General features: G+C 61.3%; 23 protein-coding genes. 17 read left to right on the plus strand and 6 right to left on the minus strand.

Annotated elements, in window-relative coordinates; translation table 11 throughout:
* Window positions 1-15 precede the first annotated feature (15 nt).
* Window positions 16-921 carry a transcriptional regulator GcvA gene (locus DTP52_RS09385; protein WP_109753094.1) on the minus strand — a complete coding sequence of 302 codons (906 nt, stop codon included), beginning with the start codon at window positions 919-921 and terminating at the stop codon, window positions 16-18.
* 113 nt (window positions 922-1034) lie between these two features.
* Here DTP52_RS09385 and gstA point away from each other — a divergent pair, with 113 nt between their 5' ends.
* The 3 genes from gstA (at window position 1035) to DTP52_RS09405 (ending at window position 3705) form a co-directional block, all read left to right on the plus strand.
* Window positions 1035-1634 carry a glutathione transferase GstA gene (gene gstA / locus DTP52_RS09390; protein ID WP_109753095.1) on the plus strand — a complete coding sequence of 200 codons (600 nt, stop codon included), beginning with the start codon at window positions 1035-1037 and terminating at the stop codon, window positions 1632-1634.
* A gap of 244 nt (window positions 1635-1878) precedes the next feature.
* Window positions 1879-2670: a helix-turn-helix transcriptional regulator gene (locus DTP52_RS09400; protein WP_162893837.1), complete on the plus strand. Its 792-nt coding sequence runs from the start codon at window positions 1879-1881 to the stop codon at window positions 2668-2670.
* Between the two features lie 75 nt (window positions 2671-2745).
* Complete coding sequence (locus DTP52_RS09405; RefSeq protein WP_109753098.1) at window positions 2746-3705, plus strand: zinc-binding alcohol dehydrogenase family protein; 960 nt, start codon at window positions 2746-2748, stop codon at window positions 3703-3705.
* 58 nt (window positions 3706-3763) lie between these two features.
* Here the strand turns inward: DTP52_RS09405 and DTP52_RS09410 are convergent, their stop codons facing one another.
* The gene (locus DTP52_RS09410) at window positions 3764-6928 is read right to left on the minus strand and encodes an efflux RND transporter permease subunit (RefSeq protein WP_109753099.1); all 3165 of its coding nucleotides are present in this window, start codon (window positions 6926-6928) and stop codon (window positions 3764-3766) included.
* Between the two features lie 16 nt (window positions 6929-6944).
* Complete coding sequence (locus tag DTP52_RS09415) at window positions 6945-8153, minus strand: efflux RND transporter periplasmic adaptor subunit (protein ID WP_109753100.1); 1209 nt, start codon at window positions 8151-8153, stop codon at window positions 6945-6947.
* 124 nt (window positions 8154-8277) lie between these two features.
* On the opposite strand from DTP52_RS09415, the gene DTP52_RS09420 reads away from it, so the two are divergent.
* A complete protein-coding gene (locus tag DTP52_RS09420) occupies window positions 8278-8913 on the plus strand; it encodes a TetR/AcrR family transcriptional regulator (RefSeq protein WP_109753101.1) in 636 nt (211 codons plus the stop codon).
* A 90-nt stretch (window positions 8914-9003) separates the two neighbouring features.
* Here the strand turns inward: DTP52_RS09420 and DTP52_RS09425 are convergent, their stop codons facing one another.
* Window positions 9004-9951, minus strand: a complete 948-nt coding sequence (locus DTP52_RS09425) for an ABC transporter substrate-binding protein (RefSeq protein WP_109753102.1) — start codon at window positions 9949-9951, stop codon at window positions 9004-9006.
* A gap of 303 nt (window positions 9952-10254) precedes the next feature.
* On the opposite strand from DTP52_RS09425, the gene DTP52_RS09430 reads away from it, so the two are divergent.
* The 5 genes from DTP52_RS09430 (at window position 10255) to DTP52_RS09445 (ending at window position 13800) form a co-directional block, all read left to right on the plus strand.
* Complete coding sequence (locus DTP52_RS09430; protein WP_109753103.1) at window positions 10255-11247, plus strand: aliphatic sulfonate ABC transporter substrate-binding protein; 993 nt, start codon at window positions 10255-10257, stop codon at window positions 11245-11247.
* Between the two features lie 63 nt (window positions 11248-11310).
* Window positions 11311-12156: an ABC transporter permease gene (locus DTP52_RS09435; protein WP_109753104.1), complete on the plus strand. Its 846-nt coding sequence runs from the start codon at window positions 11311-11313 to the stop codon at window positions 12154-12156.
* Window positions 12157-12159: 3 nt separating this feature from the next.
* Window positions 12160-12873, plus strand: coding sequence for an ABC transporter ATP-binding protein (locus tag DTP52_RS09440; RefSeq protein ID WP_109753105.1), 714 nt, complete (start codon window positions 12160-12162; stop codon window positions 12871-12873).
* Window positions 12874-12994: 121 nt separating this feature from the next.
* A complete protein-coding gene (locus tag DTP52_RS31180) occupies window positions 12995-13156 on the plus strand; it encodes a hypothetical protein (RefSeq protein ID WP_162893838.1) in 162 nt (53 codons plus the stop codon).
* A gap of 53 nt (window positions 13157-13209) precedes the next feature.
* Window positions 13210-13800 (plus strand): helix-turn-helix domain-containing protein, encoded by a 591-nt coding sequence (locus DTP52_RS09445; protein WP_162893907.1) that lies wholly within the window; start codon window positions 13210-13212, stop codon window positions 13798-13800.
* Between the two features lie 63 nt (window positions 13801-13863).
* On the opposite strand, the gene DTP52_RS09450 is transcribed toward DTP52_RS09445, so the two are convergent.
* Both DTP52_RS09450 and DTP52_RS09455 read right to left on the minus strand, forming a co-directional pair.
* Window positions 13864-14373 carry a hypothetical protein gene (locus tag DTP52_RS09450; RefSeq protein WP_167659325.1) on the minus strand — a complete coding sequence of 170 codons (510 nt, stop codon included), beginning with the start codon at window positions 14371-14373 and terminating at the stop codon, window positions 13864-13866.
* A 302-nt stretch (window positions 14374-14675) separates the two neighbouring features.
* Window positions 14676-15632, minus strand: a complete 957-nt coding sequence (locus tag DTP52_RS09455) for a threonine dehydratase (protein WP_109753107.1) — start codon at window positions 15630-15632, stop codon at window positions 14676-14678.
* Between the two features lie 93 nt (window positions 15633-15725).
* Between DTP52_RS09455 and DTP52_RS09460 the strand changes: the two genes are divergently transcribed.
* The 8 genes from DTP52_RS09460 to DTP52_RS09495 all read left to right on the plus strand — a co-directional run bounded on the left by DTP52_RS09460 (window position 15726) and on the right by DTP52_RS09495 (window position 24980).
* A complete protein-coding gene (locus tag DTP52_RS09460) occupies window positions 15726-16541 on the plus strand; it encodes a helix-turn-helix transcriptional regulator (RefSeq protein ID WP_109753108.1) in 816 nt (271 codons plus the stop codon).
* Between the two features lie 204 nt (window positions 16542-16745).
* Entirely contained in the window at window positions 16746-18620 is a 1875-nt protein-coding gene (locus DTP52_RS09465) for a 3-dehydroquinate synthase (protein WP_109753109.1), read from the plus strand.
* Entirely contained in the window at window positions 18617-19507 is an 891-nt protein-coding gene (locus DTP52_RS09470; protein WP_109753110.1) for a UbiA family prenyltransferase, read from the plus strand. Before DTP52_RS09465 ends, DTP52_RS09470 begins: the two co-directional genes overlap by 4 nt.
* Window positions 19504-20277, plus strand: coding sequence for an EboA domain-containing protein (locus DTP52_RS09475; protein WP_109753111.1), 774 nt, complete (start codon window positions 19504-19506; stop codon window positions 20275-20277). The genes DTP52_RS09470 and DTP52_RS09475 overlap by 4 nt, the downstream gene beginning before the upstream one ends.
* Before the next feature lie 39 nt (window positions 20278-20316).
* Window positions 20317-21201: a TatD family hydrolase gene (locus DTP52_RS09480; protein ID WP_109753112.1), complete on the plus strand. Its 885-nt coding sequence runs from the start codon at window positions 20317-20319 to the stop codon at window positions 21199-21201.
* Entirely contained in the window at window positions 21198-22427 is a 1230-nt protein-coding gene (eboE, locus tag DTP52_RS09485; protein ID WP_109753113.1) for a metabolite traffic protein EboE, read from the plus strand. Before DTP52_RS09480 ends, eboE begins: the two co-directional genes overlap by 4 nt.
* On the plus strand, window positions 22417-23871 hold the full coding sequence (locus DTP52_RS09490; RefSeq protein WP_109753114.1) for an alkaline phosphatase family protein: 1455 nt from the start codon (window positions 22417-22419) through the stop codon (window positions 23869-23871). Before eboE ends, DTP52_RS09490 begins: the two co-directional genes overlap by 11 nt.
* Window positions 23841-24980 (plus strand): hypothetical protein, encoded by a 1140-nt coding sequence (locus tag DTP52_RS09495; protein WP_109753115.1) that lies wholly within the window; start codon window positions 23841-23843, stop codon window positions 24978-24980. The genes DTP52_RS09490 and DTP52_RS09495 overlap by 31 nt, the downstream gene beginning before the upstream one ends.
* Window positions 24981-24989: the final 9 nt, after the last annotated feature.

Below are 24989 nucleotides of genomic sequence, written 5' to 3' on the forward strand. Positions count from 1 at the left end.
AACGGTACGCTGTAATCACTTTTCTGCACCAAAACCCACGGAATCCATCAACCAGGTTCTAAAAGCCTGCACTTTTGGGGAATCGGCCATGTCATGGGGGCTCACGAAATAGAAGCCGAGATCAGACTTCAATCGCAGATCGAAGGGTGCTACCAGCCGTCCTGCCTTCAGGTCATCCTCGACATAAGTTGAACGTCCGATGCATACCCCCAGGCCGTCGACAGCAGCCTGTACAGCCATCATGGCAAGGTCGAAGGTCAACCGGCTGCCTTCGGCCAGTTTTTTCGATTGGCCGGCGGCACTCAACCATGAACTCCAGTCGTCGCCGGTCACGCCGCTAACCTGCAATAACGTGTGCCGGGCCAGATCGCCCGGTTTCTCCAAGGCCGTTGGACCTTGCAGTAGCCTGGGGCTGCACACCGGAAAGATTTCATCGGCCATCAGCCAGTCGGCCCGCATCCCCTTCCAATCCCCATGACCGTAGCGAATGGCCGCATCTACGCCGCCCTGACGAAAATCCACCCATTCGGTGGACGCCGTGACGCGCACATCAATAGTGGGGAATGCCTGCTGGAAAGAAGCCAGGCGCGGTAACAGCCATTTGGAGGCAAATGAAACCAGGGTACTGATCGTCAACACGCTGTTATTGCGATTCTCCAGCAACGTCTGCGTGCAATAGCGCAACTCCTGGAACGCCGCACGAACGCCAGGAAAATAGGCATGGCCTTCGTTTGTCAGGGCCAGGCCATCCTTGAGCCGCAGGAACAGGCGCACGCCCAACTCATCTTCGAGCCGGCGAATTTGGTGGCTTATGGCTGTTTGAGTGACGTTCAGCTCTTGCGCGGCTTTGGTAAAGCTCATGTGCCTGGCGGCTGATTCGAATGCTTTCAGGCCATTGAGAGAAGGGATTCGACTGGCCATTGAGGTTTGTCTTTCTCATGAGATTTTGTCATACGCTAGCACTGAAGATGTCCTTTGAAAATGTTCCTTCCCTCACGGATTCTGGCGGCACGTCCCCCGTCCTTGAGGAAACGATGAAACTGTACTTTGCCCCCATGACCTGCTCATTGTCCCCGCACATCGTGCTGCGGGAATTGGGTCTGCCCTTTGAATTGATTCGGGTCGACAACAAGACCAAGCGAACCGCCGACGGATTCGACTTCCTGGCCATCAACCCCAAGGGCTACGTGGCCGCCTTGGTCCTGGATAACGGGAATGTCCTGACCGAGGGGCCCGCCATCGTCCAGTACCTGGCCGATCTGATTCCCACAAACACGCTTGCGCCAGCCAATGGCACCTGGGAGCGGGTGCGCCTGCAGGAGTGGTTGAACTTCATCAGTTCCGAGATCCACGGCGGATGTGCCCCACTGTTCAACGCCGATATTGCCGAGCCGACCAAAGCCATCTTCAGGGAAAAACTGTTCAGGCGCCTGGACTACCTCAGCCAGGCGCTTGAACAACAGGATTACCTGATGGGCACCTTCGGCCTGGCCGACGGCTATCTGTTCACCGTCTTGAACTGGCTGCCGTCGTTCAATATCCAGATCGGGGACTGGCCGGTGCTGGCCTCGTTCATGGCGCGAATCGCAGCACGCCCCAGCGTCCAGGCGGCGATAGCGGCGGAGGCGGCATAGTCATCGGCGCAACATTCAATCCTAGTACGACCTGAGCCGCCGCCATCGCGAGCAGGCTCGCTCCCACAGGGGATTGAGGGTGTCTCTCGAATCTCACTGTCACCCCGGAAAACTGTGGGAGCGAGCCTGCTCGCGATGGCGGCGGCACAATCGCCCCAAGCAAGCTCTGACGGGCTGGCCCAGCCAGGCTCCAACCCCTGCGCACTTGTGCTAAAAAGCACCGATATCATTCCGAGCTCCGGTCATGGCCCTTGCTTCACCCCCCGATCTGACGGACACGACTCATCTTGTCCAACCACTTTCCCGCACCTACCCGTCCGGGATGTTGATCGCGCCTCATCATCATGAATGGGGCCAGCTTCTCTACGCGCAAAGTGGCCTCATGTGGGTCGATACGCCCGGCGCGGCACTGTTGGTGCCGCCGCAGCGCGCGGTGTGGCTGCCGCCTCGGGTCACACACGGGATCCGAGTCGTTTCGCCCTTGGAAATGCGTAATCTGTATTTGCGTGCAGAACTCGCCATGAGCGTGGGGCTTGAGCTGGAAGTACTCGAGGTCAGCAAACTGCTGCGCGAACTGATCATCCGTCGAGTGGCGCTGGGCAACCGTCCTGATCCGGCGATGCGTGATGCCTTGGACAACCTGCTGGTGCTGGAACTTCGTGAACTGCGCTCGGCGGTGCTCAAAGTGCCCATGCCCGTTGGTGGGGATCGACGCTTGCGCAATTTGTGCGAGACAGTGCTCGATGTCCCCGGACTCGCCATGTCCTTTGAGCAACACGCCGAGTCGGTGGGGGCCAGCACGCGCACGTTGGCCAGGTTGTTCCACGCCGAGCTTGGCCTGACGTTTACCGAGTGGCGCCGACAAGTGCAACTGGCCCACGCCGTCGCCGCACTCCTGGAGGGCGACTCGGTGGGGGCGATAGCGGCACGGTTGGGCTATACGCTGAGCAGTTTCAGCGAGATGTTCCGCCGCTCCCTGGGCATTGCACCGTCAGCGTATAAGCACGCGATGGCATCCAGGGGGGTTGTCCGATAGACGAAAGTCTCTGGCGGGCTCGCTCTCGGCTCGGACGCTATCCTCGACCCTCATTTCGTCGAGGAGTATTGCAGCTTGAAAGCCCTACAGTTTTGCGCCACCGGCAGCCTGGACTATCTCTCGCTTGTCGACTTGCCAACCCCCGTTCCCGGTGCCGATGAAGTCCTCATCCGGGTCAAGGCGGCCGGGATCAACCCCAGTGATGTTAAAAATGTGGAGGGTCGTTTTCCCTATACCACCTTGCCCCGTGTGCCCGGTCGTGATTTCGCCGGGGTGGTCGAGCAAGGCCCCGCACATCTGCTGGGCAAAGCGGTCTGGGGTACCGGCAAGGGCCCGGGGTTCCTGCGTGACGGCTCCCATGCGCAATTCCTCACGGTTCCGGCCAGTGGCGTGGCCCTGAAACCCGAGCGCTTGTCCTTCGTCCAGGCGGCGGCCATCGGCGTACCTTTCACCACCGCCTACGATGCCGTTGAACGATCCAACGTGCAGCGCGACACGACGTTTCTGGTGATTGGCGCCAATGGCGCGGTAGGCAGCGCAGCGCTGGCCCTGGCAAAGGCCCGTGGTGCACGTGTGCTTGCGGCGGTACGGCGACCGGAACGGGCCGCCGAGTTGCAAGCCAAAGGCTACGAAGTCATCGTGACCAGCGCACCCGGCAGCCTTGCAGAACAGGTCAAAGCCGTGTTTCCCGCAGGCGCGCAGGTCATCTTCGACACCACTGGCTTCTGGCTGCAAGAAGCAGTATCGGCATTGGCCAACTTCGGTCGCATCGCGATCATTGCCGCCCCGCCAGATGGGATGGTGCACTTCCCTGCCCTGGCGCTCTATCGCAAAGGCGGCGTCTTGATCGGCGTGAACTCGCTGCTCTACGACAACACCGATTGCGCCCGGATGCTTGAAGAATTTGGCCGCCACTTCGAGGCAGGCGTCATCGACGCCCCCACGGATATCCTTGAAATCCCCCTGGCAGACGGCAAGGCCCAGTACGCGCTGATCGCCCATGGCAGCAGTGCAAAAGCCGTACTGGTACCCTGATCCCGTGGCCTGCGGCTATCGAAGCCGCAGGCCATTGGAGGTTGGCGATTTTGCCGCATCACCCGCCTTGCAAGGGCGCCGTAGTGGCTGTCGAGCCAATCGGATCGGCAAGCGATACCCGCTTGGGCTTGAACAGGCGCATGGTCAGCACGAAGAACAGCGGTACGAAAAAGATTGCCAGAACGGTGCCTGACAGCATGCCACCGATCACGGCAGAGCCCAGTGCATGCTGGGCCCCCGCCCCCGCGCCACTGCCCAGCACCAGCGGTAGCACGCCCAGGATGAATGCCAATGAAGTCATGAGGATCGGGCGCAAACGCATGCGCACGGCTTCCATCGTGGCGTCGACGAGCCCCTTGCCGGCTTCGTGAAGATCCTTTGCAAACTCCACGATCAGGATGGCGTTCTTGCAGGCCAGGCCAATGGTGGTGAGCAGTCCGACCTGAAAGTAGATATCGTTGAACTTCCACGTCAAAAAGGCACTGAGCAGCACGCCGAATACCCCCAGGGGAATGACCAGGATCACCGAAAACGGTACAGCCCAACTCTCGTACAGTGCCGCCAGCGCCAGGAACACGATCAGGATCGACAAACCGTACAGGATGCCCGCCTGGCCACTCGATGCTTTTTCCTGGCGCGACAAGGCCGTCCATTCGAAGCCAATGCCCGGCGGCAGTTTTGCGACCGCAGCTTCGACAATGGCCATCGCCTCGCCACTCGAGGCACTTCCTGGAAGCGCCATGCCCAGGATTTCAATCGACGGCACGCCGTTGTAGCGTTCCAGTCGTGGCGAACCCGTGGTCCAGCTGGCGCTTGCAAAGGAGGTGAACGGCACCATGGTGCCCGCGCTGTTGCGCACGTACCAACGGTCGATATCCGTCGGCAGCATGCGAAAGCGATCTTCCCCCTGCAGCATCACTTTCTTGACACGGCCCTTGTCAATGAAGTCGTTGACGTAGCTGCTGCCCCACGCCGCCGAGAGGGTGGAGTTGATGTCCGCCATGGAAACACCCAGCGCACCGGCCTTGAGCGGATCGACATGCAGGCGCAAATCCGGCATGTCTTCCAGGCCGTTCGGGCGCACAGCCACCAGGCGGTGGTCCTTGGACAATATCCCCAACAGTTGGTCACGTGCCTGCATCATTGCCGCGTGTCCAAGGTTGGCCTCGTCCTTGATCATGAGATCGAACCCGGTCGCGTTGCCCAGTTCGGATACGGCCGGCGGCGCGAATGCAAAGATCTTCGCATCGCGGATCGTCGCAAAAAAGGCGCCGGCCTTGGCCGCGACGTCGGTGACGCTCAGGCCGGGGGCCGTGCGTTCATCCCAGGGTTTGAGCTGGATAAAGGCAAAACCCATGTTTTGGCCGCTACCCGCGAAGCTGAAGCCCGACACGGAGAACACGCCTTCGACTGCGTCTTTCTGGTCGACCAGGAAGTGATCCTCCACCTGCCTGATCACTTCGTCGGTACGAGCCTTGGTCGCTCCAGGAGGTAACTGCATGTTGGTGAAGAGTGTTCCCTGATCTTCGTTCGGCAAGAATCCGACAGGCAACTTCATGAAACCGAACGCCACCAGCGCCACAATCACTGCATACCCGATCATGTACCTCCAGCCCTTGCCCAGCATATGGTTGACGATCCCCTGGTAACCACGATTGCCTCGATCAAAGGTGCGGTTGAACCAGCCAAAGAAACCGGTGGTGCTCAAGGCGTGCCCTTTGGTCACCGGCTTGAGCACGGTGGCACACAGGGCCGGGGTGAAGACCAATGCAACGAGCACCGACAACGTCATCGCCGAAACGATGGTGATCGAGAACTGACGGTAAATAACCCCGCTGGAGCCGCTGAAGAACGCCATTGGCACGAACACCGCCGCCAGCACCATCGCCACGCCAACCAGCGCGCCGGTAATCTGCCCCATGGACTTGCGCGTGGCCTCTTTGGGCGGCAAGCCCTCCTCGGTCATCACCCGCTCGACGTTTTCCACCACCACAATGGCGTCATCCACCAGCAGGCCGATAGCGAGCACCATGGCGAACATGGTCAAGGTGTTGATGGTGAAGCCAAACAGCGCCAGGACTCCAAACGTTCCCAGGAGCACCACTGGCACCGCGATCGTCGGGATCAGGGTGGCCCGCAGGTTCTGCATGAACAGGTACATGACCAGGAATACCAGCACCACCGCCTCAACCAAGGTGCGCACGACCTCCTCGATCGAGATCCGCACGAAAGGCGTGGTGTCGTAGGGCTTGTGGACCTTCATGCCGGCGGGAAAGAACGCCTGCAACTGCTCCAGACGCGCATCGATAGCCTTGACCGTGTCGAGCGCGTTGGCCCCTGTCGCCAGCTTGATCGCCAGGCCGGCGGCGGGTTTGCCGTTGTAGCGCCCTACGGTGTTGTACGTCTCGCTGCCCAACGCTGTACGAGCCACATCCCGCAACCGGACCTGGGACCCATCGGTCAGCGTGCGCAGCAGTATGTTTTCGAACTCCTCGGCGGTGCGCATGCGCGTTTGCGCGGTGATCAAGGCATTGATCTGCTGGTTGCCGACCGAGGGCAGTCCTCCCAACTGGCCTGCCGACACCTGGGCGTTCTGCGCCTGGATGGCTGTCTTGACGTCGAGCGGCGTGAGGTTGTAGCTGATCAGCTTGTCTGGATTGAGCCACACGCGCATGGCGTACTGGGAGCCGAACAAAGTCGTGTCACCCACCCCCTCGACCCGGCTGATCGCTTCCTGGACGTTCGCCGCCACATAGTCTGAGAGATCGGCGCCATTCATGCTGCCATCTTCGGACGTGAAGGCCAGTACATTCAAAAAGTTGCTGGCCGACTTGCTGACGGATACGCCCTGCTGCTGGACCTCTTGCGGCAACAGTGGGGTGGCAAGCGCCAACTTGTTCTGGACCTGTACTTGCGCCGTGTCCGGATCCGTTCCGTTCTCGAAGGTCAGTGTAATGGTGACGGTGCCCGAGGACTCGCTGGTCGAGGCCATGTAGCTGAGCCGATCCAGCCCCTTCATTTTCTGCTCGATGACTTGGGTGACCGTGTCCTCCAGGGTCTTGGCCGATGCACCGGGATAGGTGGCGACAATCGCGACCGCGGGCGGCGCAATGGCCGGGTACTGCGCGATCGGTAATGTGATGACTGCGATGGCACCGGCGATCATCACAATGATGGCAAGTACCCAGGCAAAGATGGGACGATCAATAAAAAAACGCGCCATGGTCGACTCCCACCGGTCAGTTGATATCGGGCCGCTTTGTCGCCTTGACGGCTTCAAGCGTGGCAATGGAGGGAGTCGATGGCGGATTGGAGGGCCAAGGTGTCACTTGGACTTCAACACCGGGGGCCGCGCGCTGTTGCCCGTCCACGACCAATTGATCACCGACCTGCAGGCCGCTACGGACCAGCCACTGATCGCCAATGGCACGGTCGGTTTCCAGAACCCGACGCTCCAGCTTGCGATCCTTGCCGACCACATAAACCGTGGGCTTGCCCGTACTGTCCCGAGTGACGGCTTGTTGCGGCACCAACACCCCCTGCTCTTTAATGCCTATCTGCAAGACGGCACGGACATACATGCCCGGCAGGAGATCGGCATTGGGATTGGGAAACACCGCGCGAAGCGTAATCGCGCCGGTGTCCTGGTTGACGGTAACGTCGGAAAACTCCAACTGCCCCTCAATTGGATAAGTCCGGCCGTTTTCCAACACCAAAGACACCTTCGCGGCATTGGCTCCGGCCTTCTGAAGCTCGCCATTTGCAAGCGACTCTTTAAGGTCGAGCAATGCCGCGCTCGGCTGCGTCACATCCACGTAGATAGGATCCAGCTGCTGGATAGTCGCCATCGCGCTGGCCTGACTGGCCGTGACCAGTGCGCCGGGCGTCACGGTCGAGCGGCCGATCCGGCCGGAGATGGGCGCATCCACACGGGCATAAGCCAGGTTGATACGACTGGTTTCGACATTGGCCTTGGCCGCCGCGATGTCAGCCTCTATCTCGCCCAGGCTGGAAGTAGCATCGTCGTACTCCTGCTGGCTCACGGCCTTGATGGCGACAAGCTCCTTGTAGCGATCGGATTTGAGTCGCGCAGTCTTGAGGCTCGCCTGGGCCTTGGCCAACGCTGCGACGTTGCTGTCGTAGGCCGCCTGGTAGGTCGCCGGATTGATCTGGTAGAGCGTCTGCCCAGCCTTCACATCACTGCCCTCACGAAAATTTCGCGCCTTGATGATGCCGTTGACCTGTGGCCGCACGTCGGCAATGAGGTAAGCCACGGTGCGCCCAGGTAATTCCGTGGTGAGCGCCACCGGTTGCTCGCGCACGGTCAATACCCCGACCACCGGCGTACCGGCGACGGGGGGCGGCCCCATCGGGGGCTTGCCACATGCGCTTAGAAAACAAGACATCGTCAAGAACGTTATGGGCCAAAGGAAACTGGCTTTGCGCATGATGGAACTCCGAGAGGGACTGATCGCAAGAACTATAACCGTACGGTTCGGTATAGTTATTTGACGATCATTCGAAGTCAAGTAATACTGAACCAATCGGTATAGATAAAAGAGATCCAAGGCGATGAGAGTCAAAACGGAAGCCAAGCGCGACGCCATTCTCGCAGCCGCTTCGCAAGTGTTCCGGGATTCAGGCTTCGAAGGTGCGTCGATGGGCGAAATCGCCAGTCGGATTGGCGGCTCGAAGGCGACGCTATACGGCTACTTCGGTTCCAAGGAAGAACTGTTCGTAGCGGCGATGCACGAGGAAGCGAGCAAGGAGTTCGAGCCCGTCTTTGCAACACTCAACAACAAAGTCGACAACTTGCAGGAGACCTTGCAGGCCTGTGGCGAAAAGGTCCTGGCGTTCTTGTGCTCCCCGGACAGGATCCAGACGCGGCGGGCCATCATCGCCGAGTCCGGACGAAGCGACATTGGAAAGCGTTTTTACGAACTGGGCCCCAAGGTCGGCTTTCAGAACATCGCAGACTTCCTCGACAGGCAAATGGCCCAAGGCAACCTGAGACGATCCGATCCTCTGCTGGCGGCAATCCAGCTTAGCGCGCTCCTTGAGTGCGAAACGGTTATGCCTTTGACCCTGGGGGTCGAGGAAAAATTTTCCAGGCCGCAAATCAGACAGGCTGTCGAACGGGCGGTGAAGACCTTCCTGGCGGCCTACTGTGTCGAAGCCCCCACGGTCGGGGGGCACGAAGGGGCCTAGTTGCCCAGCAAGGACGGTGCTAGAAGCTGGTCGAGTACTCAGGGCGTGCATTCGCCACAACGCCGGTTTCGCGCAGCGCCCTGCCCCTGCTCAATGGCTCAAGGCCTGGCTGAAGGACGTGTCGATAATCCCGGCGGTGACCAGCGGGGCCGGCAGCGCCTTGACCTTGAACAGGAAGTCCGCCGTGCTTTGCAGGTCGGCGGCCGCCTGTTGGTCTACCGGGCCGACGCTCATGTGGGCCTGGCGCAACCAATGGCGTGAGACGTTCTGGTCGAGATTGGCTTTTTTTGCCCACAGGTCGGCGTATGCATCGGTATGGTTGTCGACCCAGGCACGGGCTTGCTTCACGCGCCCGAGGAAATCGGCGATGGCTTCGCGCTTACTGTCGATGGCCGACGTCGAAGCGGCAATGGCGCTGAGGCCGGGCATGAGGTTTTTCGCCGTCAGGATTGGCCGGGCGCCGGAAAACAGGATCTGTTGCGAGATATAGGGTTCCCACACCGGAAAGGCATCGATGCTGCCCTGGGGCAAGGCCGCAGCCGCGTCGATCGGCATCAGCTTGATGAATTCGACATGATTCTCCGGCAGGCCGGCCTGCTCCAGGGCGCGCAAGGTCAGTTGCTGGCTCCAGGCACCGGGCCAATAGGCGACTTTCTTGCCCTTGAGGTCGGCGATGGTCTTGACCGGCGAGTCCTTGGGCACCAGTAACGCGATAGTGTCCGGGTTCTGCCGCGAAACCCCGATCAACTTCACTGGCGCCTGCTTGGCCGCCAAAAACAGAAAACCTGAATCGCCAAGAAAACCCAGGTCCAGGTCGCCGGTATTCAGCGCCTCGGCCAGGGGCGCGGCGGCTTGGAAATGTTTCCAGTCGACACGGTAGGCAGCGCCTTCAAGCACGCCCGAGGCCTCCACCGAAGCCCGTACGTTGTAATAGTTCTGGTCGCCAACGTGCAGTACCAACGGCTCGGCGGCCTGGACCAAAGGTGCGGCGAACAATGTGCTGAGGAGCAGACGGCGCAGGGATCGGGAGACCTTCATGAAGACTTTCCTGAGTGAGTTTCATAGAACATAACGTCCTTGTAATTCACATTCTAAATTCTTTTATTGCATAAGCTCATGATCACAGGCAGCCGATGTTGATGGCGCAACAGCGCGGCAACAGACTGTTGGCTGGGCAACATTTCCCTGAAACCGTTACTCCATGGCAACGCCCGTAAACCGCCCTTTCCCGGGCTGTGGCACAGAGCCTGCAATATTCCTTTCAAGCGGGATTTCCTCTCGCGGTCCGATCTTTCGGAAATAAGAACATTGCCTTCTCGCCGCCTTGTCTGGAGCTGTTCCATGAAACCCGACGTCCGCTTCTCCCTGGCCCGCGCCAGATACCTGATCAGCGCCTGCGTCCTGGCGCTGGGCCTGCCGTCCATGACCCTGGCCGCAGAAAGCCCGCCGGCCGAAGTGCATCTGGATTACGCCTATTACTCGCCGGTCAGCCTGGTGCTCAAGCACTTCGGTTATCTGGAAAAGGCCCTGCCCCAGACCAAGGTCAGCTGGGTGCTGAGCCAGGGCAGTAACCGCTCCCTGGAATACCTCAACAGCGGCGGCGTCGACTTCGCTTCGTCCGCCAGCCTTGCCGCCGTGCTGAGTCGGGCCAACGGCAGTCCGATCAAATCGGTGTATGTCTACAGCCGCGCCGAATGGACGGCCCTGGTAGTGCGCAAGGATTCACCGATCAAGACCATCGCCGACCTCAAGGGCAAGAAGATCGCCGCCACCAAGGGCACCGACCCTTATCTGTTCACCCTGCGCAGCCTGCAACAGGCAGGGCTGAAAAAAGACGATGTGGAGTTGGTGCACCTGCAACACCCGGACGGTCGCGCCGCCCTGGAAAAAGGCGACGTCGACGCCTGGGCCGGTCTCGACCCGCACATGGCCGCCAGCGAAGTACAGGCCGGGTCGCGCCTGCTGTATCGCAACCCCGCCTTCAACAGTTACGGCGTGGTCAGCGTCACGGAGAAATATGCCCAGGAGCATCCGCAGACCATCGACACCGTGCTCGCCGCCTACGAACAGGCCCGGGCGTGGTCGCTGGAGCATCCGCAAGAGTTGGCCAAATTGTTGGCCGACGCATCCGGACTGCCATTGGAAGTTGCCCGGCTGCAACTGTCACGCACCGACCTGGGCAGCCCGCAATTGAGTGCCAAGGATGTGCTGGCCTCCAAGGCTGCCGCACCGATCCTGGTTTCCGAGGAGTTGGTCCGTCGCGGGGTGAATGTGGACCAGGTGATCGATCAACTGCTCGACACCGGCCGCCAGCAGGCCGTGGCCCGTCAATAACCCCTTGCCCAAGTGACAACCGATCCGCGCCTGGCGCGGATTCGGCGTTGCCGGAGAACCGCCATGAGCAGCAACAGCAAAGACCTCTCCAGCCCGCGCCTGGCCCTGCCCGCAGCGGGCAAAACGCCCCTGTTCAACTCCGACCGCTGGCGGCTGCGCCTCAAGGGCTTGGCCCTGCCGGTGCTGATCATCGTGCTCCTGGAGATCATCGTGCGCATCGGTTGGTTGCCCGCCTACCAGATGCCGGCCCCCAGCGAGATCGCCCTGACCCTCGGCGACCTGGCCGAAGGTGCGCTGTGGAAACACATCAGCGCCAGCCTGTTGCGAGTGCTGCTGGGCTTTGCCATCGGCGCCGGCCTGGCCTTGGTCTTCGCCGCCTGGGTTGGCTTGAGCCGCGAAGCCGAAGCCTATCTGGAACCGACCTTCGCCGGCCTGCGCTCGATCCCCAGCCTGGCCTGGGTGCCGTTGCTCCTGCTGTGGCTGGGCATCGACGAAACCTCGAAAGTGGTGCTGATCGCCATCGGTGCGTTCTTCCCCGTTTACCTCAATGGCGTGGCAGCCATTCGCAACATCGACCGCAAGCTGGTGGAGGTCGGCCATATGTATGGTTTCAACCGCCGCCGTCTGGTGCGCCGGATTCTCCTGCCGGCCGCCCTGCCGGGCCTGTTCACCGGGTTGCGCAGCGGCATGAGCCTGGCCTGGATGTTCCTGGTGGCCGCCGAACTGATCGCCGCGACCAAAGGCCTGGGCTATCTGCTCAGCGATGGCCGCGAAACCTCGCGCCCGGACATCGTGCTGGCGGCAATCATCGTGCTCGCCCTGCTGGGCAAGCTCAGCGACGGCATGCTGGCCGGTCTGGAAAAACGCTTCCTGGCCTGGCGCGACACCTTTAACGGCACCGAGGAGTGAGCCATGAGCCAAGCCCTGCTGGAGATCCACGTCGAGCGCAAGACCTTCGCCACCACCACTGTGCTCAATCACATCCACCTGCAACTGCAACCCCGCGAAACCGTGAGCCTGCTGGGCCCCAGTGGCTGCGGCAAAAGCACTTTGCTGCGCATCGTCGCCGGCCTGGAGAAGGACTTTGAAGGGCAACTGCTCAGCCACACCGAACAACTGGCCTTCGTGTTCCAGGAACCGCGGCTGATGCCCTGGCTGACGGTGCAACAGAACATCGGCTTCAGTGATGACGACGATTACGACAAGGCCTGGGTCGCGCAGTTGATCGAGGAAGTGGGCCTCAGCGGTTTTGCCGACGCCTTGCCCAAGGCGTTGTCCGGCGGCATGGCGCAACGGGTGGCGATTGCACGCGGCTTGTATTCGCGACCGCGGGTGCTGTTGCTGGACGAGCCCTTCAGTGCGGTGGACGCCTTCACCCGCATGAAACTGCAGGACCTGTTGCTGCAACTGGCCGAACGGTACGCCATCGCCCTGTTGCTGGTGACGCACGATGTCGATGAGGCGCTGTATCTGAGCGACCGGGTATTGGTGATGGATAACCGCCCCAGCAGCATTCGCCAAGAGCTGGCGGTGCAACTGGACCACCCACGCGACCGGCGCGACCCGTTGCTGGCCCGACTCAAGGCGCTGGCCCTGACGGAACTGCATCGCGCCCATGTGATTTGATCAGACGCGGCACTAAGAACACAAAGGCATTAATAAATAAACAATCAGTATTTATGGTTATAAACAGAACCACGTACTCTCAGCTCATCCCGTCCCATTGGTCACGACAGTGAAGTGCCTTATGAAACCGACTGACAACGTTATCGACTTCGTCCAAATGCGCAAACGCAAGCAGGCCCAGCAACTGGCCCGGACCATGTGGGAAATGTACGCGCGTAATGCCGGTTACCAGGCGTTCCATTGGGTCCAGGCGTCCCAATCGACCAGGACGTACCACGCGTGAGCGCCCAGGAGCCCTCGCGCTTTCTGGCGAGTACCGACGAGCCCGAAGTGGACCTGAACAACCTCGAAGCCCTGGATGAAGATCCGATCTGCGAACGGGTCGCGCAGAACCTGCAACGCCTGCGCGGCAAGCGCCACCTGTCCCTCGACGCCCTCGCCCGCCAGTGCGGGGTAAGCCGGGCCATGCTGGCGCAGATCGAATCCGGACGCAGCGTCCCGTCGATCAAGGTGCTGTGCAAAATCGCCAAGGGCCTGAAGGTGTCGGTCGCCGCGTTCCTGGAACACCGGGCTTTCGAAGGGGTGGCGGTGTTGTCGGCCAGCCAGAGCAAACGCCTGGTCAGCGCCAATGGCGCGTTCGTCAGCCGCGCCCTGTTCCCGTTCGATGTGGCACGCCAGTCGGAATTCTACGAGCTGCGCCTGAGCCCTTTGGGCGAAGACCAGTCCGAAGGCCACGGGCCTGGCGTCCAGGAAAACCTGGTGGTGTCCCAAGGTGTGCTGGAGATCAGCGTCAACGACGAGCGCTACCTGCTCTCCACGGGTGATTCGATTCTGTTCTACGCTGACCAGCCTCACCGCTATCGCAACCCGGCGGACAGTGAGGCGGTGGCGTATCTAGTAGTGACCTACCCGGAACGCCTGGACTGAATACACCACATTGTGGCGAGGGGATTTGCCTTCGCCACAATGGATAGTGCCAGTCGCGACGAATCAGCAGGTGCAGCACATCATCGGCATGCCATTGCAGCTCATCATCATTGGCATGCTGCAGTCGTTCATCATCTTCATCATCAAGGCGCAGCAGTTCTTCATCATGTCCATGTTCATACCGGCCATCGGCATGACTTTGCACATCATGCAGTCAGCCATCACCGTGCATTCCATCACGCACTTCATCGACGGCATCGGCATGCCCATCATCGGCATTGGCATCATCATGCTCGCCATCGGCATGGCCATGCTCGCCTGGGACATGCACATCATGCTCATGTTGCCGCAGTGCATCATCATCGGCATGCCGCAGTTCATCATCATCTGCATCATGTCGGCGCTGTTCTTGAACATGGCCATGTCCATGCCGGCAGCGGGCATCATTTTGCACAGCATGCCGTCATCCATCATTTCGCAGGTCATGGTCGCCATCATCATCGGCATGCCCATCATTGGCATCATCGGCATGTTGGCGTTCATCGGCATTTGCATCTGCATGGCGTTCATCATGGTGTGGTTCCCTGTAGGTTCGAGAGTCGGACGAAGCTGATGGGGCGGATTCTAAGGATTGGCCCGGGCCCGACAAGATGGCGATCGAACAGCAGGAATGAACGTTCAAGCAGGCTTACCGGAGCGACGCGCGCATAGTTGTCCGCTATTGCACTTCATTCGCTTCCATTGCAGATGCTTCACCCACGACAGCTTCGATTCTCCGGTCATGGATATGCCTTCCAAAGCTATATAAATAACCGTAAGAAATAATCGATCTAAACTCGCCCCTGGTATCTAGCGCCATGGTGGCAAACCCTGGTTCAGTCAATCAACTTCGCATACACCGAGCGGTCGATATTCCCACCGGACAGAATCACCGCCACCCTTTTCCCTCGCATCGTTTCACGCTCCTGCATCAGCGCTGCCAAGGCTGCGGCGCCGGCACCCTCAGCAAGGTTGTGGGTGTCGGTGTAATACACCCGCATGGCCTCGGCAATTTCAGCGTCGCTGACCGATACGATTCGCGCCGCTGCGGCCCCGTAGATGGCAAAGGCCTCGGGGATGGGCCTACGCACAGCCAGGCCGTCGGCAAAGGTATTCGCCGAAGCGGTTTCACAGAGCGTTCCAGACTCGAACGATAACTTCGCCGCCGTGGCCTCGGTGGAGACCACGCCCACCACCTGGGTTTTCAAGCCCAAGGCATCGCGGGCGGCGATGACCCCGCAAATCCCCGAGCCACAGCCTATCGGCACGTAGACGGTGTCCAGGTCCGGCACGGCATTGAACAGCTCCAGCCCATAAGTCGCCACGCCCTTGACCAACTCGGGATGGAACGGCGGCACCAGGTAGAGGCCATGTGCTTGGGCCAGGCGTACAGCTTCTTCACGGGCCTCGTCGAAATCGCGGCCATACTCGACCACCTCGCCGCCAAAACCGCGCATGGCATTGTTCTTTTCCACCGAGTTACCTTGCGGCACGACGATCAACGCTTTCAAACCCAATGCAGTAGCCGCCAACGCCAGACTCTGGCCATGGTTGCCGCGGGTTGCCGTGACGATGCCTTTCGCCTCGGGGTGCTCGCGCTTGAGCCAATGCACGAAGGTCACGCCGCCGCGCACCTTGAAGGCCCCGATCGGCGTGTGATTCTCGTGCTTGACCCACACCGTGCAACCCAACCGCTCAGCCAGCAAGGGCCAGGCATACTGGGCAGTGGCAGGCATGACTTGGTAGAGATGGCGGGCAGCTTGTTCGATCGCGTCGCGGGTCAGTGTGTGCATGATTGGCCTCCAGGTTTTTACTCAGCCTAATCGGCCCGACTGCGGCGGGCTTTCAGAAAACTGACCTGACTTTCAGGCCCGCTCTTCACTACTATGCGACTCATGAACCGTCGAAACCGCCAACAACCGCCCCCGCCCGAACCGGTCCGTCGTATCGAGGCTGGGCCCTGGGCGATCGAATTGCTGCCCGGCTGCGCCTACGCCACCCGCTATGTCGCGACTCAGTCGGCGATCGGCTTTGCCTTCGACAGCCAGCGCGGCCTGCACGCCATCGGCAGCGACCGAGTGCAGCCCTTCGAGGCGATACCCAACGGCCTGGCATTCGTCCCCGCCGAATGCGACGTGTTCTCCGAATCCCCCAGGGGCGGTGAATACCTGCGGGTGGTGCGCACCGACGGCATGGCGTTGTCGGGGGAACATGCGTTCAACAATCGTATTGACCCATTGGCCACCACTCTCGCGCTGAAGATGCGCAGCGCGTTACTGCGCGCCACCGCCGAAAACGACTGGGAGGCCTGGGCGCTCGGTTTGGCTGAGCGAGTGAAGGACCACAAGGCATTTTCGGCCCACCCCAACGGCTCCATCACGGGGGGCCGGATGCGCTTGCTCGACGAGTTCATCGACACCGGCCTCGACGGTCCGCTGGGGATAAAGGAAATGGCGGCGCTGCTTGGCTTGTCCGAGGGGTATTTCATGCGGGCATTCAAACAGGCGACCGGCAAAAGCCCACACAGTTACCTGATCGACCGACGCCTGGCCAAGGCCCGGGCGCTGATGCGTGATTCAAGCGCCCGACTGGCTGAGATCGCTCACGTCTGCGGCTTCAATTCCCAGGCCCACATGACCACGCTGTTCAAGCAACGCCTTGGCGTCAGTCCGGCGCAGTTGCGCGGGTATTCAAAGCCCTGAAGCGGGAAATCGCGGCCAATCAGATTGCCATCAAATGGCCTTGCAAAAACACCCTGGCCGTCTAGATTCAAATCTGTCTCCAACCACATCATCAACCACAACGACAGCCCCTCGGGCGAGAGCGTCTATTGGCCTAAAACACATAGTTGGCGTTGCTTTCAATTACTGACACGGAATCAGTCATAACAACAAGAGGGATGCTTGATGAAGCACAGCCGTGGGTATCGTTTGCGCTCGCAAAAAGGACCAGCCGGATATTTCTGGCTGTCATTGGTGTGCTTTTCTGGCCTGGTGATCGCCAGCTTCTTGTTGTTCGAGCAACAGATCCAGGACTTCCTGACCCATCTCAACCTGTACTTGCCCTCCACGCCTTCGCAGAAGCTCTACCTGGCGTTGCTGCTGATCGCCCTGCTGGCACTGGACGTGGTGCTGCCGGTGCCATCGAGCATGGTCGCGCTGCTGGCCGTGGCCATGCTCGGCAGCCTGGGGGGTTACCTGGCGATTTTCATCGGGTTGTGCCTGGGGGCCGGGCTGGGCTATGCACTGGGAGCCGGCTATTTGCGTCTGTTGTCCAGTCGCCTGGGCCTGCATCAGCGCCAGCCGGGGCAATTGGCCTACCGGCTGGGCACGCTGTCGCTGATCTGCCTGCGCGGCGTCCCGGTACTGGCGGAAACCTCGGTCGTCGCCGCCGGCATGCAACGCTATCCGCTGCGTGCGTTCATCCTGGTCACCACCCTGGCCAATGCCGGCCTCGCATTGGCCTACAGCGCCATTGGCAGCTTTCTCGTCGAACAGAACGCGCTGTTGGTGACCCTGCTCGCCAGCATGGTATTACCCGGAGTCTTCATCGTTGGATACAGCCTGTTCAAAAGCATTCGCCGGCACGACGCCGGGCAACCTCTGCACGGGCGCTTCAAGGTCAGCTACGACTACCCGGTGGTGTTCACCGACCATTTGTTCGATCCGCTCAATCCCTGCCTGCACCGCCAGCTCATGGCCGGGCACAGAGGGCCGGTAACGGTGTTGATCTTCGCCGATGAGCAGTTGCTGCAGAGCGCCCCGCAACTGCTGGAACAGATCAATGCCTACTTCGCCAACCATTTTCCCGACTTGCATTTGCAGGCGCCACCCATCGCGGTCCCGGCTGGCGAAGCGAGCAAGGATTCACAGGTGTTGCAACAGTTGTACAGCGACATGCTGCAACATGGCCTGGATCGGCATTGCTACGTGTTGGCCCTCGGCGGCGGCGCGGTGCTCGATGCGGTGGGCTATGCCTGCGCCACCTTCCACCGCGGCATCCGCCTGATTCGCATCCCAAGCACCGTACTTGCCCAGAACGACGCCGGTATCGGCGTGAAAAACGGCATCAACGCCTTTGGCCAGAAGAACCTGCTGGGGGCTTTCTACCCCGCCACCGCGGTCATCAACGACTTTCAATTGCTGACCAGCCTGACCCGGCGCGACCAGATCGCCGGACTGGCCGAGGCGGTCAAGGTGGCGCTGATCAAGGACCAGGCGTTTTTCCAGTGGATGGAGCAACAGGCCGACGCCCTCGCCCACTTCGACCACGCGGCCAGCCGCTATGCGATCCGCCGCTGCGCCGAATTACACCTGGCGCACATCACCGGTGCCGGTGACCCCTTCGAACGCGGTAACGGACGGCCGTTGGACTACGGGCACTGGGCCGCCCACAAATTGGAAAATCTCAGTCACCACCGACTGCGCCACGGTGAAGCCGTCGCGGTGGGCATGGCCCTGGATGGACTCTATGCCAATGCCCTGGGGTTGTTGAGCGATGTCGACACCGAACGGGTGCTGCACCTGCTGCTCAAACTCGGCTTCTGCCTGAATCCGCCGGAACTGGCCTTGAAAGATGCACTGGGGCGCTCCCAGGTTTTGCTGGGCCTGGAGGAGTTCCGCCAGCATTTGGGCGGGCAACTCTCCATTCCCATGCTCAGCAGGATCGGCGAGTCGGTGGATTTGCATGAAATCGATACCGCACGAATGGAGCAGGCATTGCAGCGGCTGTCCACCCAGGTCGATCTCGTGCTCACCCTGAACGAGAGCTGTGCGCAATGAGCCAGGCATCGTTGAACCTCAAGACCTGGATGACCCTCGGCCGGGTGTCCAACCTGCCCACGGTGTGGACCAACACGCTCGCCGCCGCCCTGCTGGCCAGCAGCGCCGGAGCCCTGGCGCCGCCGTCGTCCCTGGTGTGGATCCTGCTGCTGGCGGCACTGTCACTGCTGTACCTGGCCGGCATGCTGCTGAACGACCTGTTGGACGCCGACTGGGACCAACAACACGATAATCCCCGCCCTATTACCCTGGGCCTGGTCAGCCGCCAGCAAGTGCGACTGGCCACTGCGTTGTTGCTGGTGCTGGCGGCGACCTCGCTGCTGGGCCTGAGTCGGCTGATCGAGCAACCGCACTGGCTGCTGGGCAGCGCCACCCTGTTGGTAGGCTGCATTCTCGGTTACAACCTGCTGCACAAGAAGTACGCCCACAGCGTCTGGCTGATGGGAGCGTGCCGCTCGGCGCTCTACCTCACCGCGGCGGCCAGTCTGGCGATGCCACCAGAGCCGATCTGGCTCTGCGCGATTTTGCTCGGTGTCTACATCAGCGGCCTGACCTACCTGGCTCGCCAGGAACACCGTAACCAACTGATCAGCCGCCTCCCCCTGCTGCTGATGCTGAGCCCGCTGGCCTTGGCGATTTACGCAGGCAACGCCTGGTTTTGGCCGGTGTTGCTGTTATGGCTTGGCTGGTTGGGCTGGCACTACTGGCGCAACCTGGCCAACCCCCGGCAACGGCAGGTCCGGGCCTTTATCGGCGCCGGCCTGGCAGCCCTGCCATTGTTCGATGCCCTGGTGCTGGCCGTGGCTGACCAGCCATTGGGCAGCCTGCTGTGTGTCCTGGTGTTTTTCCTGCTTCCTCATTTCCAGCGCTGGATCAAACCAACATGAACACGGACGTTACTGCACCGACCTCGGCGCCCCTCGACATGCGCCACGACTGCCTGAACGAACAACGCCGGAATTTCGTCCAGTCACTCGATGAAACCGAACGACAATGGTGGCAGCAGGCACAGACGCAGCTTGCCCAACGCCCGGACGCCAACACGGCAGCGCTGCTGGGCAGCCAATGCAAGCGCCACTTCAAGGAACGTGCCCAGCCTGGCACTGACGGCTGGAGCAACGTCCAATTGGCGCGGGCGCTGCTGCTGGCCCAGGTACTGGAACTGCAGTCCCTCGCCGGGCAAGTCCCCCTGCTACACCAGTTGTTCCTGTGGGGCGACGATCAGGAAAAGATCGCCATCCTGAAGGCCCTCGACTGGCTCGATAGCCGCGGGCAGTGCGTGGAACTTGCACGCCAGGCCGGACGCACCAGCAACAGCCAGGTGTTCGCCGCCCTTGCCCTGGACACCGCCTACCCGTCCCGCCACTACGACGAACGAGCCTTCAACCAACTGGTGCTGAAAGCACTGGGCATGGGCCTCGATGTACGACGCCTGATCGGCTTGGCGCAACGCCAGAGCGTCACCCTCAATCAATTGGCCCTCGACCTGTTGGACGAACAACTCGCCGCCGAACGAACGGTGTCCGCCGGCCTGCCCCAAGTGATTGCCTTCGACCTGCTGAGCCCGGCGCAACGTCAGCGCCTGGCCGGCCTGGGCCAGCAACAACGCTTGCCGTCGCCATGGCTCGAGCACATGGGCGGCGCTTCGCCGAACTGATGCCCAACCGTCCCCCTGTTTTTTTGACGAGGATTCACCATGCTCAAGTACTTCGACCCGCATATTCACATGGTCAGCCGCACCACTGACGACTACCAGAACATGGCAGCCGCCGGCATCACCGGGGTGATCGAGCCGGCCTTCTGGCAGGGCCAGGCCAGGACCAGCGTCGGCAGCTTCATCGACTACTTTGACACGTTGCTGGGCTGGGAGCGTTTTCGCGCCAGTATGTTTGGCATCCATCACTTCTGCACCATCGGCCTGAACCCCAAGGAAGCCAATGACCTGTCGGTGGCCAACGAGGTGCTGGAGATTCTGCCGCGCTACCTGGTGAAAGACGGGGTGGTGGCGGTGGGTGAAATCGGCTACGACGACATCACCCCGGAAGAAGATCGCTTTCTCGCCGCTCAATTGGAGCTGGCCAAGCAATTCAATCTGCCGGTGCTGGTGCATACCCCGCACCGCGACAAGATCGGTGGCACCAAACGCACGCTCGCCGTCATTCGCGAGGTCGGCATCGCCGAACACCTGGTGATCATTGACCACCTCAACGAACTGACCCTGCCCCTGGTGCTGGACAGCGACTGCTGGCGCGGCCATTCCATCTACCCCAACACCAAGATGTCGGAACAGCGCATGGTCGCCCTGCTGCAGCAGTACGGCACGGAAAAAATGGTCGTCAACAGTGCCGCCGACTGGGGTATCAGCGACCCGCTCAAGGTGCCCAAGACCGGCCAGGCGATGCTGGCCGCCGGCTTCAGTGAAACCCAGGTCGAACAGGTGCTGTTCCACAACCCGGTGGACTTCTTTGCCCAGAGCGGCCAGCTGGACAAAGCCCTGGTCGGCACGCCCCTGCCCATCGATCAGCGGCGGCAGTGGCAGGACAACTCGGCCTTGCGGGGCCAGGAGCCGGTGGTCAAATGAGTGCCCGCACGGGTTGGACAGCCACGCAGATCGGCTATTGCAGTAACGTGCACCCGACCCGTGACCTGGGCGGGTTGCGCGCATCCATCGAGCGGCATTTCCAGAGCGTACGGACACTGCGCGGGCTGGACACCCAGGACAGCGGCCTGTGGATCAGCGCCGTTGCCGCCGCCGAACTCCAACAGGCATCGGCCCGCAAGGACTTCCTCGCCCTGCTGCAACGCAGTGGTCTACGCCTGACTTCGCTCAACGGCTTCCCCTACGGCCAATTCCACCACGGCGCGGTGAAAGCCGAGGTCTACCTGCCCAGTTGGGCCGACCCGCAGCGGCTGGCGTACAGCCTGGATCTGGCGCGGATTCTCGCCCAGGCCCTGCCAGTCGACTGTTCCCAGGGGGTGATCTCCAGCGTGCCGCTGGGCTATGCCGCCCACTGGAGTCCGACGCTACAGCAACGTGCCGAGCACCAACTGCGCGAACTCACCGCCGCGCTGGCCCAACTGCTGCGGGAGACGTGCAAGAAGATCGTCATCTGCCTGGAGATGGAGCCCGATTGCGTGCTGGAAAACACCGACCAGGCCATCGCCTTCTTCCGCCACTGGCAAGCCACCGACCCGCACCATGAACACCTGGCGCTGTGTTTTGACGTTTGCCACCAGGCCGTGATGTTCGAAGACTGCTATCAGTCACTGGACCGATTGCGTCAGGCCCAGGTACCCATCGGCAAGATCCAGTTATCCAATGCGCTGATTTGCCGGCTACCTGAGGACGCGCATCGGCGCAAACAGGTGCTCACGACCTTGGGCGGATTTGCCGAACCCACCTACCTGCATCAAGTGAAAGCCCGCGATGGGCAGGAGCGGTTATCGGCCTGGGCCGACCTCCCTGCGGCCCTGGACGATGTTGAGCAGAACGGCACATTCCCTCCCGAACTGAGGATTCACTTCCACATTCCGCTGTTCAGCGAACACCTGCTGTTGCCCGAACTCAGCGGCAGCCAGGTCGCCCTGGCGCAGACTTTCGACTTCCTGGCCGACCATGGGGATTTTCGCCCCGTACTGGAAGTGGAAACCTACAGTTGGGGCGTCCTGCCCAGCCAGTTGCGGCCCACCACCGAGCACGCCCAGCTCCAGGGCATCGCGGCGGAGCTGCATTGGGTCGAGGAGCAGTTACGGCAGCGCCAGTTGCTGCAACCCCAAGCACTGGAGGCCTGCGCCGATGCCCTCTGATCCTGCGCGTCAGCCGCTGCTGCTGATCAACGTGGTCGGCCTGACCCCCGCGCTGCTGGGTGCCGCGACGCCGTGCATCAATGCCCTGTTGAAAACGGCCAAGATGGCCACGTTGCAACCGGTGTTCCCGGCGGTCACCTCCACCGTGCAGGCCTCGATTCTCACGGGGCTGGCACCGTCGGACCACGGCATCGTCGGCAACGGCTGGTATTTTCGCGACCAGGCCGAAGTGCGTTTCTGGCTGCAACCCAACGCACTGATCCAGGGGGAAAAGGTCTGGCAGGCACTCAAGCGCCAGCACCCCGGGTTTCGCTGCAGCCAGTTATTCTGGTGGTACAACATGTACGCGGACGTGGACGCCGCCATTACCCCACGGCCGCATTACCCGGCCGATGGGCGCAAGGTGTTCGGCCTGTACTCGACGCCCGCCTCGTTGCATGAGCGTATCGAGCAGCAGATCGGCGAATTTCCCTTTCCGGGCTTCTGGGGGCCGGCGGCCGGCATCGCCTCGAGCCGCTGGATCGTCGATTGTGCCATCGCCGAATTCCAGCTCGACCGACCCGACCTGCAATTGATCTACCTGCCCCATCTCGATTACAGCCTGCAACGCCTGGGGCCCGATCACCCGTCGATTGCCGATGAGGTACGGGCCATCGACAGCGAAGTGGGACGTCTGCTGGCCTTTGCCCAAGCGCAAGGCGCGGCGGTGATGCTGCTGTCCGAATACGGGATCGAAGCCGTCACCCAATCCGTTTCCATCAACCGCTTGTTACGTACCGAAGGCTTGTTGCAGGTACGCCAATCGCTGACCTGGGAGTTGCTCGATCCGGGCGCCAGTGCAGCGTTTGCCGTGGCCGATCATCAGGTCGCGCACATCTACGTGAAGCATGCGCACGACATCCCGCGCGTCAAGGCGCTATTGCAACGCCAGGCCGGCATCGAGCAGGTGCTCGATAAAACCGAACAACGCGCCTGGCAACTGGATCACCCCCGCAGCGGCGAGCTGGTGGCCGTGGCCGCCGCCGGCTGCTGGTTCGATTACTACTACTGGTTCGACGATCGCAAGGCACCCGACTTTGCCCGCACCGTGGACATCCATCGCAAGCCGGGCTACGACCCGCTCGAGCTGTTCATCGACCCGGCCATTCGCTTCCCGAAACTGAAAGTGGCGCGCCGCCTGCTTCAGAAAAAGCTCGGCTTTCGCTACTACATGGACCTGATTCCGCTGGACACCCGCCTGGTCCGCGGCAGCCACGGACGGCTGCCCACGAGCGAGAAGACCGGTCCGCTACTCATCACCAATTGTGATCTGTCGTTACCGCAGCACCTTGCGGCCACGGCGGTGAAGCAACTGCTCCTGGAACACTTCCAGGGGCACCCTCATGCCGGTACGGCGAATGCCAAGGAGCTTCCATGCGGCGAACCATTTCCATCACTGTTCTAAGTGCCCTGGCCGGATTGGCCCAGGCACAGGACCCCAACAACTTCGATTGCAGCAACTTCCTGCAGTTTGGAGCAGACATCAACAGGACTCGGACCGAGTTTGCCCAGAGTCCCGAGACCATGGCCTGGAACTGGTTCGCCTGTCTGAACAAGCCCAGCACCGCCCAGAGCGGCAACCTCGTGTGGGAGACGATGAAGCCCTCGGACCAGGTCTACCTTCCCAATGGCGCCCCGCCGGGGCCCTATGAGACATCCGCACCGCTCCCGGCCGAGGTGGTGACACAAGCCAAGGCGCAGGGCCTGGACCTGTCCCGCGCCTTCCATAACCTCAACGCCACCCAACAGGTCGATGGCTTGATCCTGCAAATGGGCGGTGCCGTGCCCGACGCCCAGCAGGGCAACCCGGTGCGTTTTCAGTTGCTGATGGGCAAGGACACGTTCGACTACATCGTGCAGAAGCAGGTCTACAACGTGAACGGCCAGGCCGCCCTGGCCAACGACCTGAGCTTTCCACCCACCGCCTGGGAGCTGAAAGCCGCGTGGCTGTGGATCGGCTCGGACACAACCTACCGGCAAACCCTGGTTAACGACGGCTACTACGTCGCCCAGGCGTATTACCAGCAGGACGGAAAATACCAGGTCGGCTATGCGGCACTCAGTGGCCTGCATGTCGTCAACAAGCTGAACAGCAGTTGGGTCTGGACCACCTTCGAGAATATCAACAACAGCAAGTACACCGTGACCAATGGGCCAACGCCTGCGCCGATGACCAACACCACCGGGCCGACAGCGGCCGCCAAGCCGGTCAACGCCAGCTTCCAGGCCAATATCCCGACCCTGTCGAAGTACGAACTGATCGGGGTCGAGTTCCAGCCCATCACCCAGGTACTGGCCAATTCGCAGCTGGAATCGGCGTTTCAGAACACCTCGTCCTGCCTGGCCTGCCACAGCACCGCTGCCTACTCGAACGACGACGGATACTTCAATTTCGCCCTGAATCATGGGGGCGGCATTGTCTATCCGACAGCCCCGCTGCCAGCCTCAGATTTCGACGGCTACAAAAAACTGGACTTTGTCTGGTCGCTGAAACGCGCCCAGTGGCAACGCTAAGGAGCATGA

Source organism: Pseudomonas sp. 43mfcvi1.1 (genome assembly GCF_900115935.1).
In the GTDB taxonomy this organism is placed as follows: Bacteria; Pseudomonadota; Gammaproteobacteria; order Pseudomonadales; family Pseudomonadaceae; genus Aquipseudomonas; species Aquipseudomonas bijieensis.

Bases quoted from the DNA above. Each gene is read 5' to 3' on its own strand.
- DTP52_RS09410 (WP_109753099.1), bottom strand. From the start codon at position 6,928: ATGGCGCGTTTTTTTATTGATCGTCCCATCTTTGCCTGGGTACTTGCC.
- DTP52_RS09415 (WP_109753100.1), bottom strand. From the start codon at position 8,153: ATGCGCAAAGCCAGTTTCCTTTGGCCCATAACGTTCTTGACGATGTCT.
- DTP52_RS09490 (WP_109753114.1), top strand. From the start codon at position 22,417: ATGCCCTCTGATCCTGCGCGTCAGCCGCTGCTGCTGATCAACGTGGTC.
- DTP52_RS09455 (WP_109753107.1), bottom strand. From the start codon at position 15,632: ATGCACACACTGACCCGCGACGCGATCGAACAAGCTGCCCGCCATCTC.
- DTP52_RS09420 (WP_109753101.1), top strand. From the start codon at position 8,278: ATGAGAGTCAAAACGGAAGCCAAGCGCGACGCCATTCTCGCAGCCGCT.
- DTP52_RS09400 (WP_162893837.1), top strand. From the start codon at position 1,879: ATGGCCCTTGCTTCACCCCCCGATCTGACGGACACGACTCATCTTGTC.
- DTP52_RS09475 (WP_109753111.1), top strand. From the start codon at position 19,504: ATGAACACGGACGTTACTGCACCGACCTCGGCGCCCCTCGACATGCGC.
- DTP52_RS09440 (WP_109753105.1), top strand. From the start codon at position 12,160: ATGAGCCAAGCCCTGCTGGAGATCCACGTCGAGCGCAAGACCTTCGCC.
- gstA (WP_109753095.1), top strand. From the start codon at position 1,035: ATGAAACTGTACTTTGCCCCCATGACCTGCTCATTGTCCCCGCACATC.
- DTP52_RS09495 (WP_109753115.1), top strand. From the start codon at position 23,841: ATGCGGCGAACCATTTCCATCACTGTTCTAAGTGCCCTGGCCGGATTG.
- DTP52_RS09460 (WP_109753108.1), top strand. From the start codon at position 15,726: ATGCGACTCATGAACCGTCGAAACCGCCAACAACCGCCCCCGCCCGAA.
- DTP52_RS09435 (WP_109753104.1), top strand. From the start codon at position 11,311: ATGAGCAGCAACAGCAAAGACCTCTCCAGCCCGCGCCTGGCCCTGCCC.
- DTP52_RS09430 (WP_109753103.1), top strand. From the start codon at position 10,255: ATGAAACCCGACGTCCGCTTCTCCCTGGCCCGCGCCAGATACCTGATC.
- DTP52_RS09425 (WP_109753102.1), bottom strand. From the start codon at position 9,951: ATGAAGGTCTCCCGATCCCTGCGCCGTCTGCTCCTCAGCACATTGTTC.
- DTP52_RS09480 (WP_109753112.1), top strand. From the start codon at position 20,317: ATGCTCAAGTACTTCGACCCGCATATTCACATGGTCAGCCGCACCACT.
- eboE (WP_109753113.1), top strand. From the start codon at position 21,198: ATGAGTGCCCGCACGGGTTGGACAGCCACGCAGATCGGCTATTGCAGT.
- DTP52_RS09465 (WP_109753109.1), top strand. From the start codon at position 16,746: ATGAAGCACAGCCGTGGGTATCGTTTGCGCTCGCAAAAAGGACCAGCC.
- DTP52_RS09470 (WP_109753110.1), top strand. From the start codon at position 18,617: ATGAGCCAGGCATCGTTGAACCTCAAGACCTGGATGACCCTCGGCCGG.
- DTP52_RS31180 (WP_162893838.1), top strand. From the start codon at position 12,995: ATGAAACCGACTGACAACGTTATCGACTTCGTCCAAATGCGCAAACGC.
- DTP52_RS09450 (WP_167659325.1), bottom strand. From the start codon at position 14,373: ATGATGAACGCCATGCAGATGCAAATGCCGATGAACGCCAACATGCCG.
- DTP52_RS09385 (WP_109753094.1), bottom strand. From the start codon at position 921: ATGGCCAGTCGAATCCCTTCTCTCAATGGCCTGAAAGCATTCGAATCA.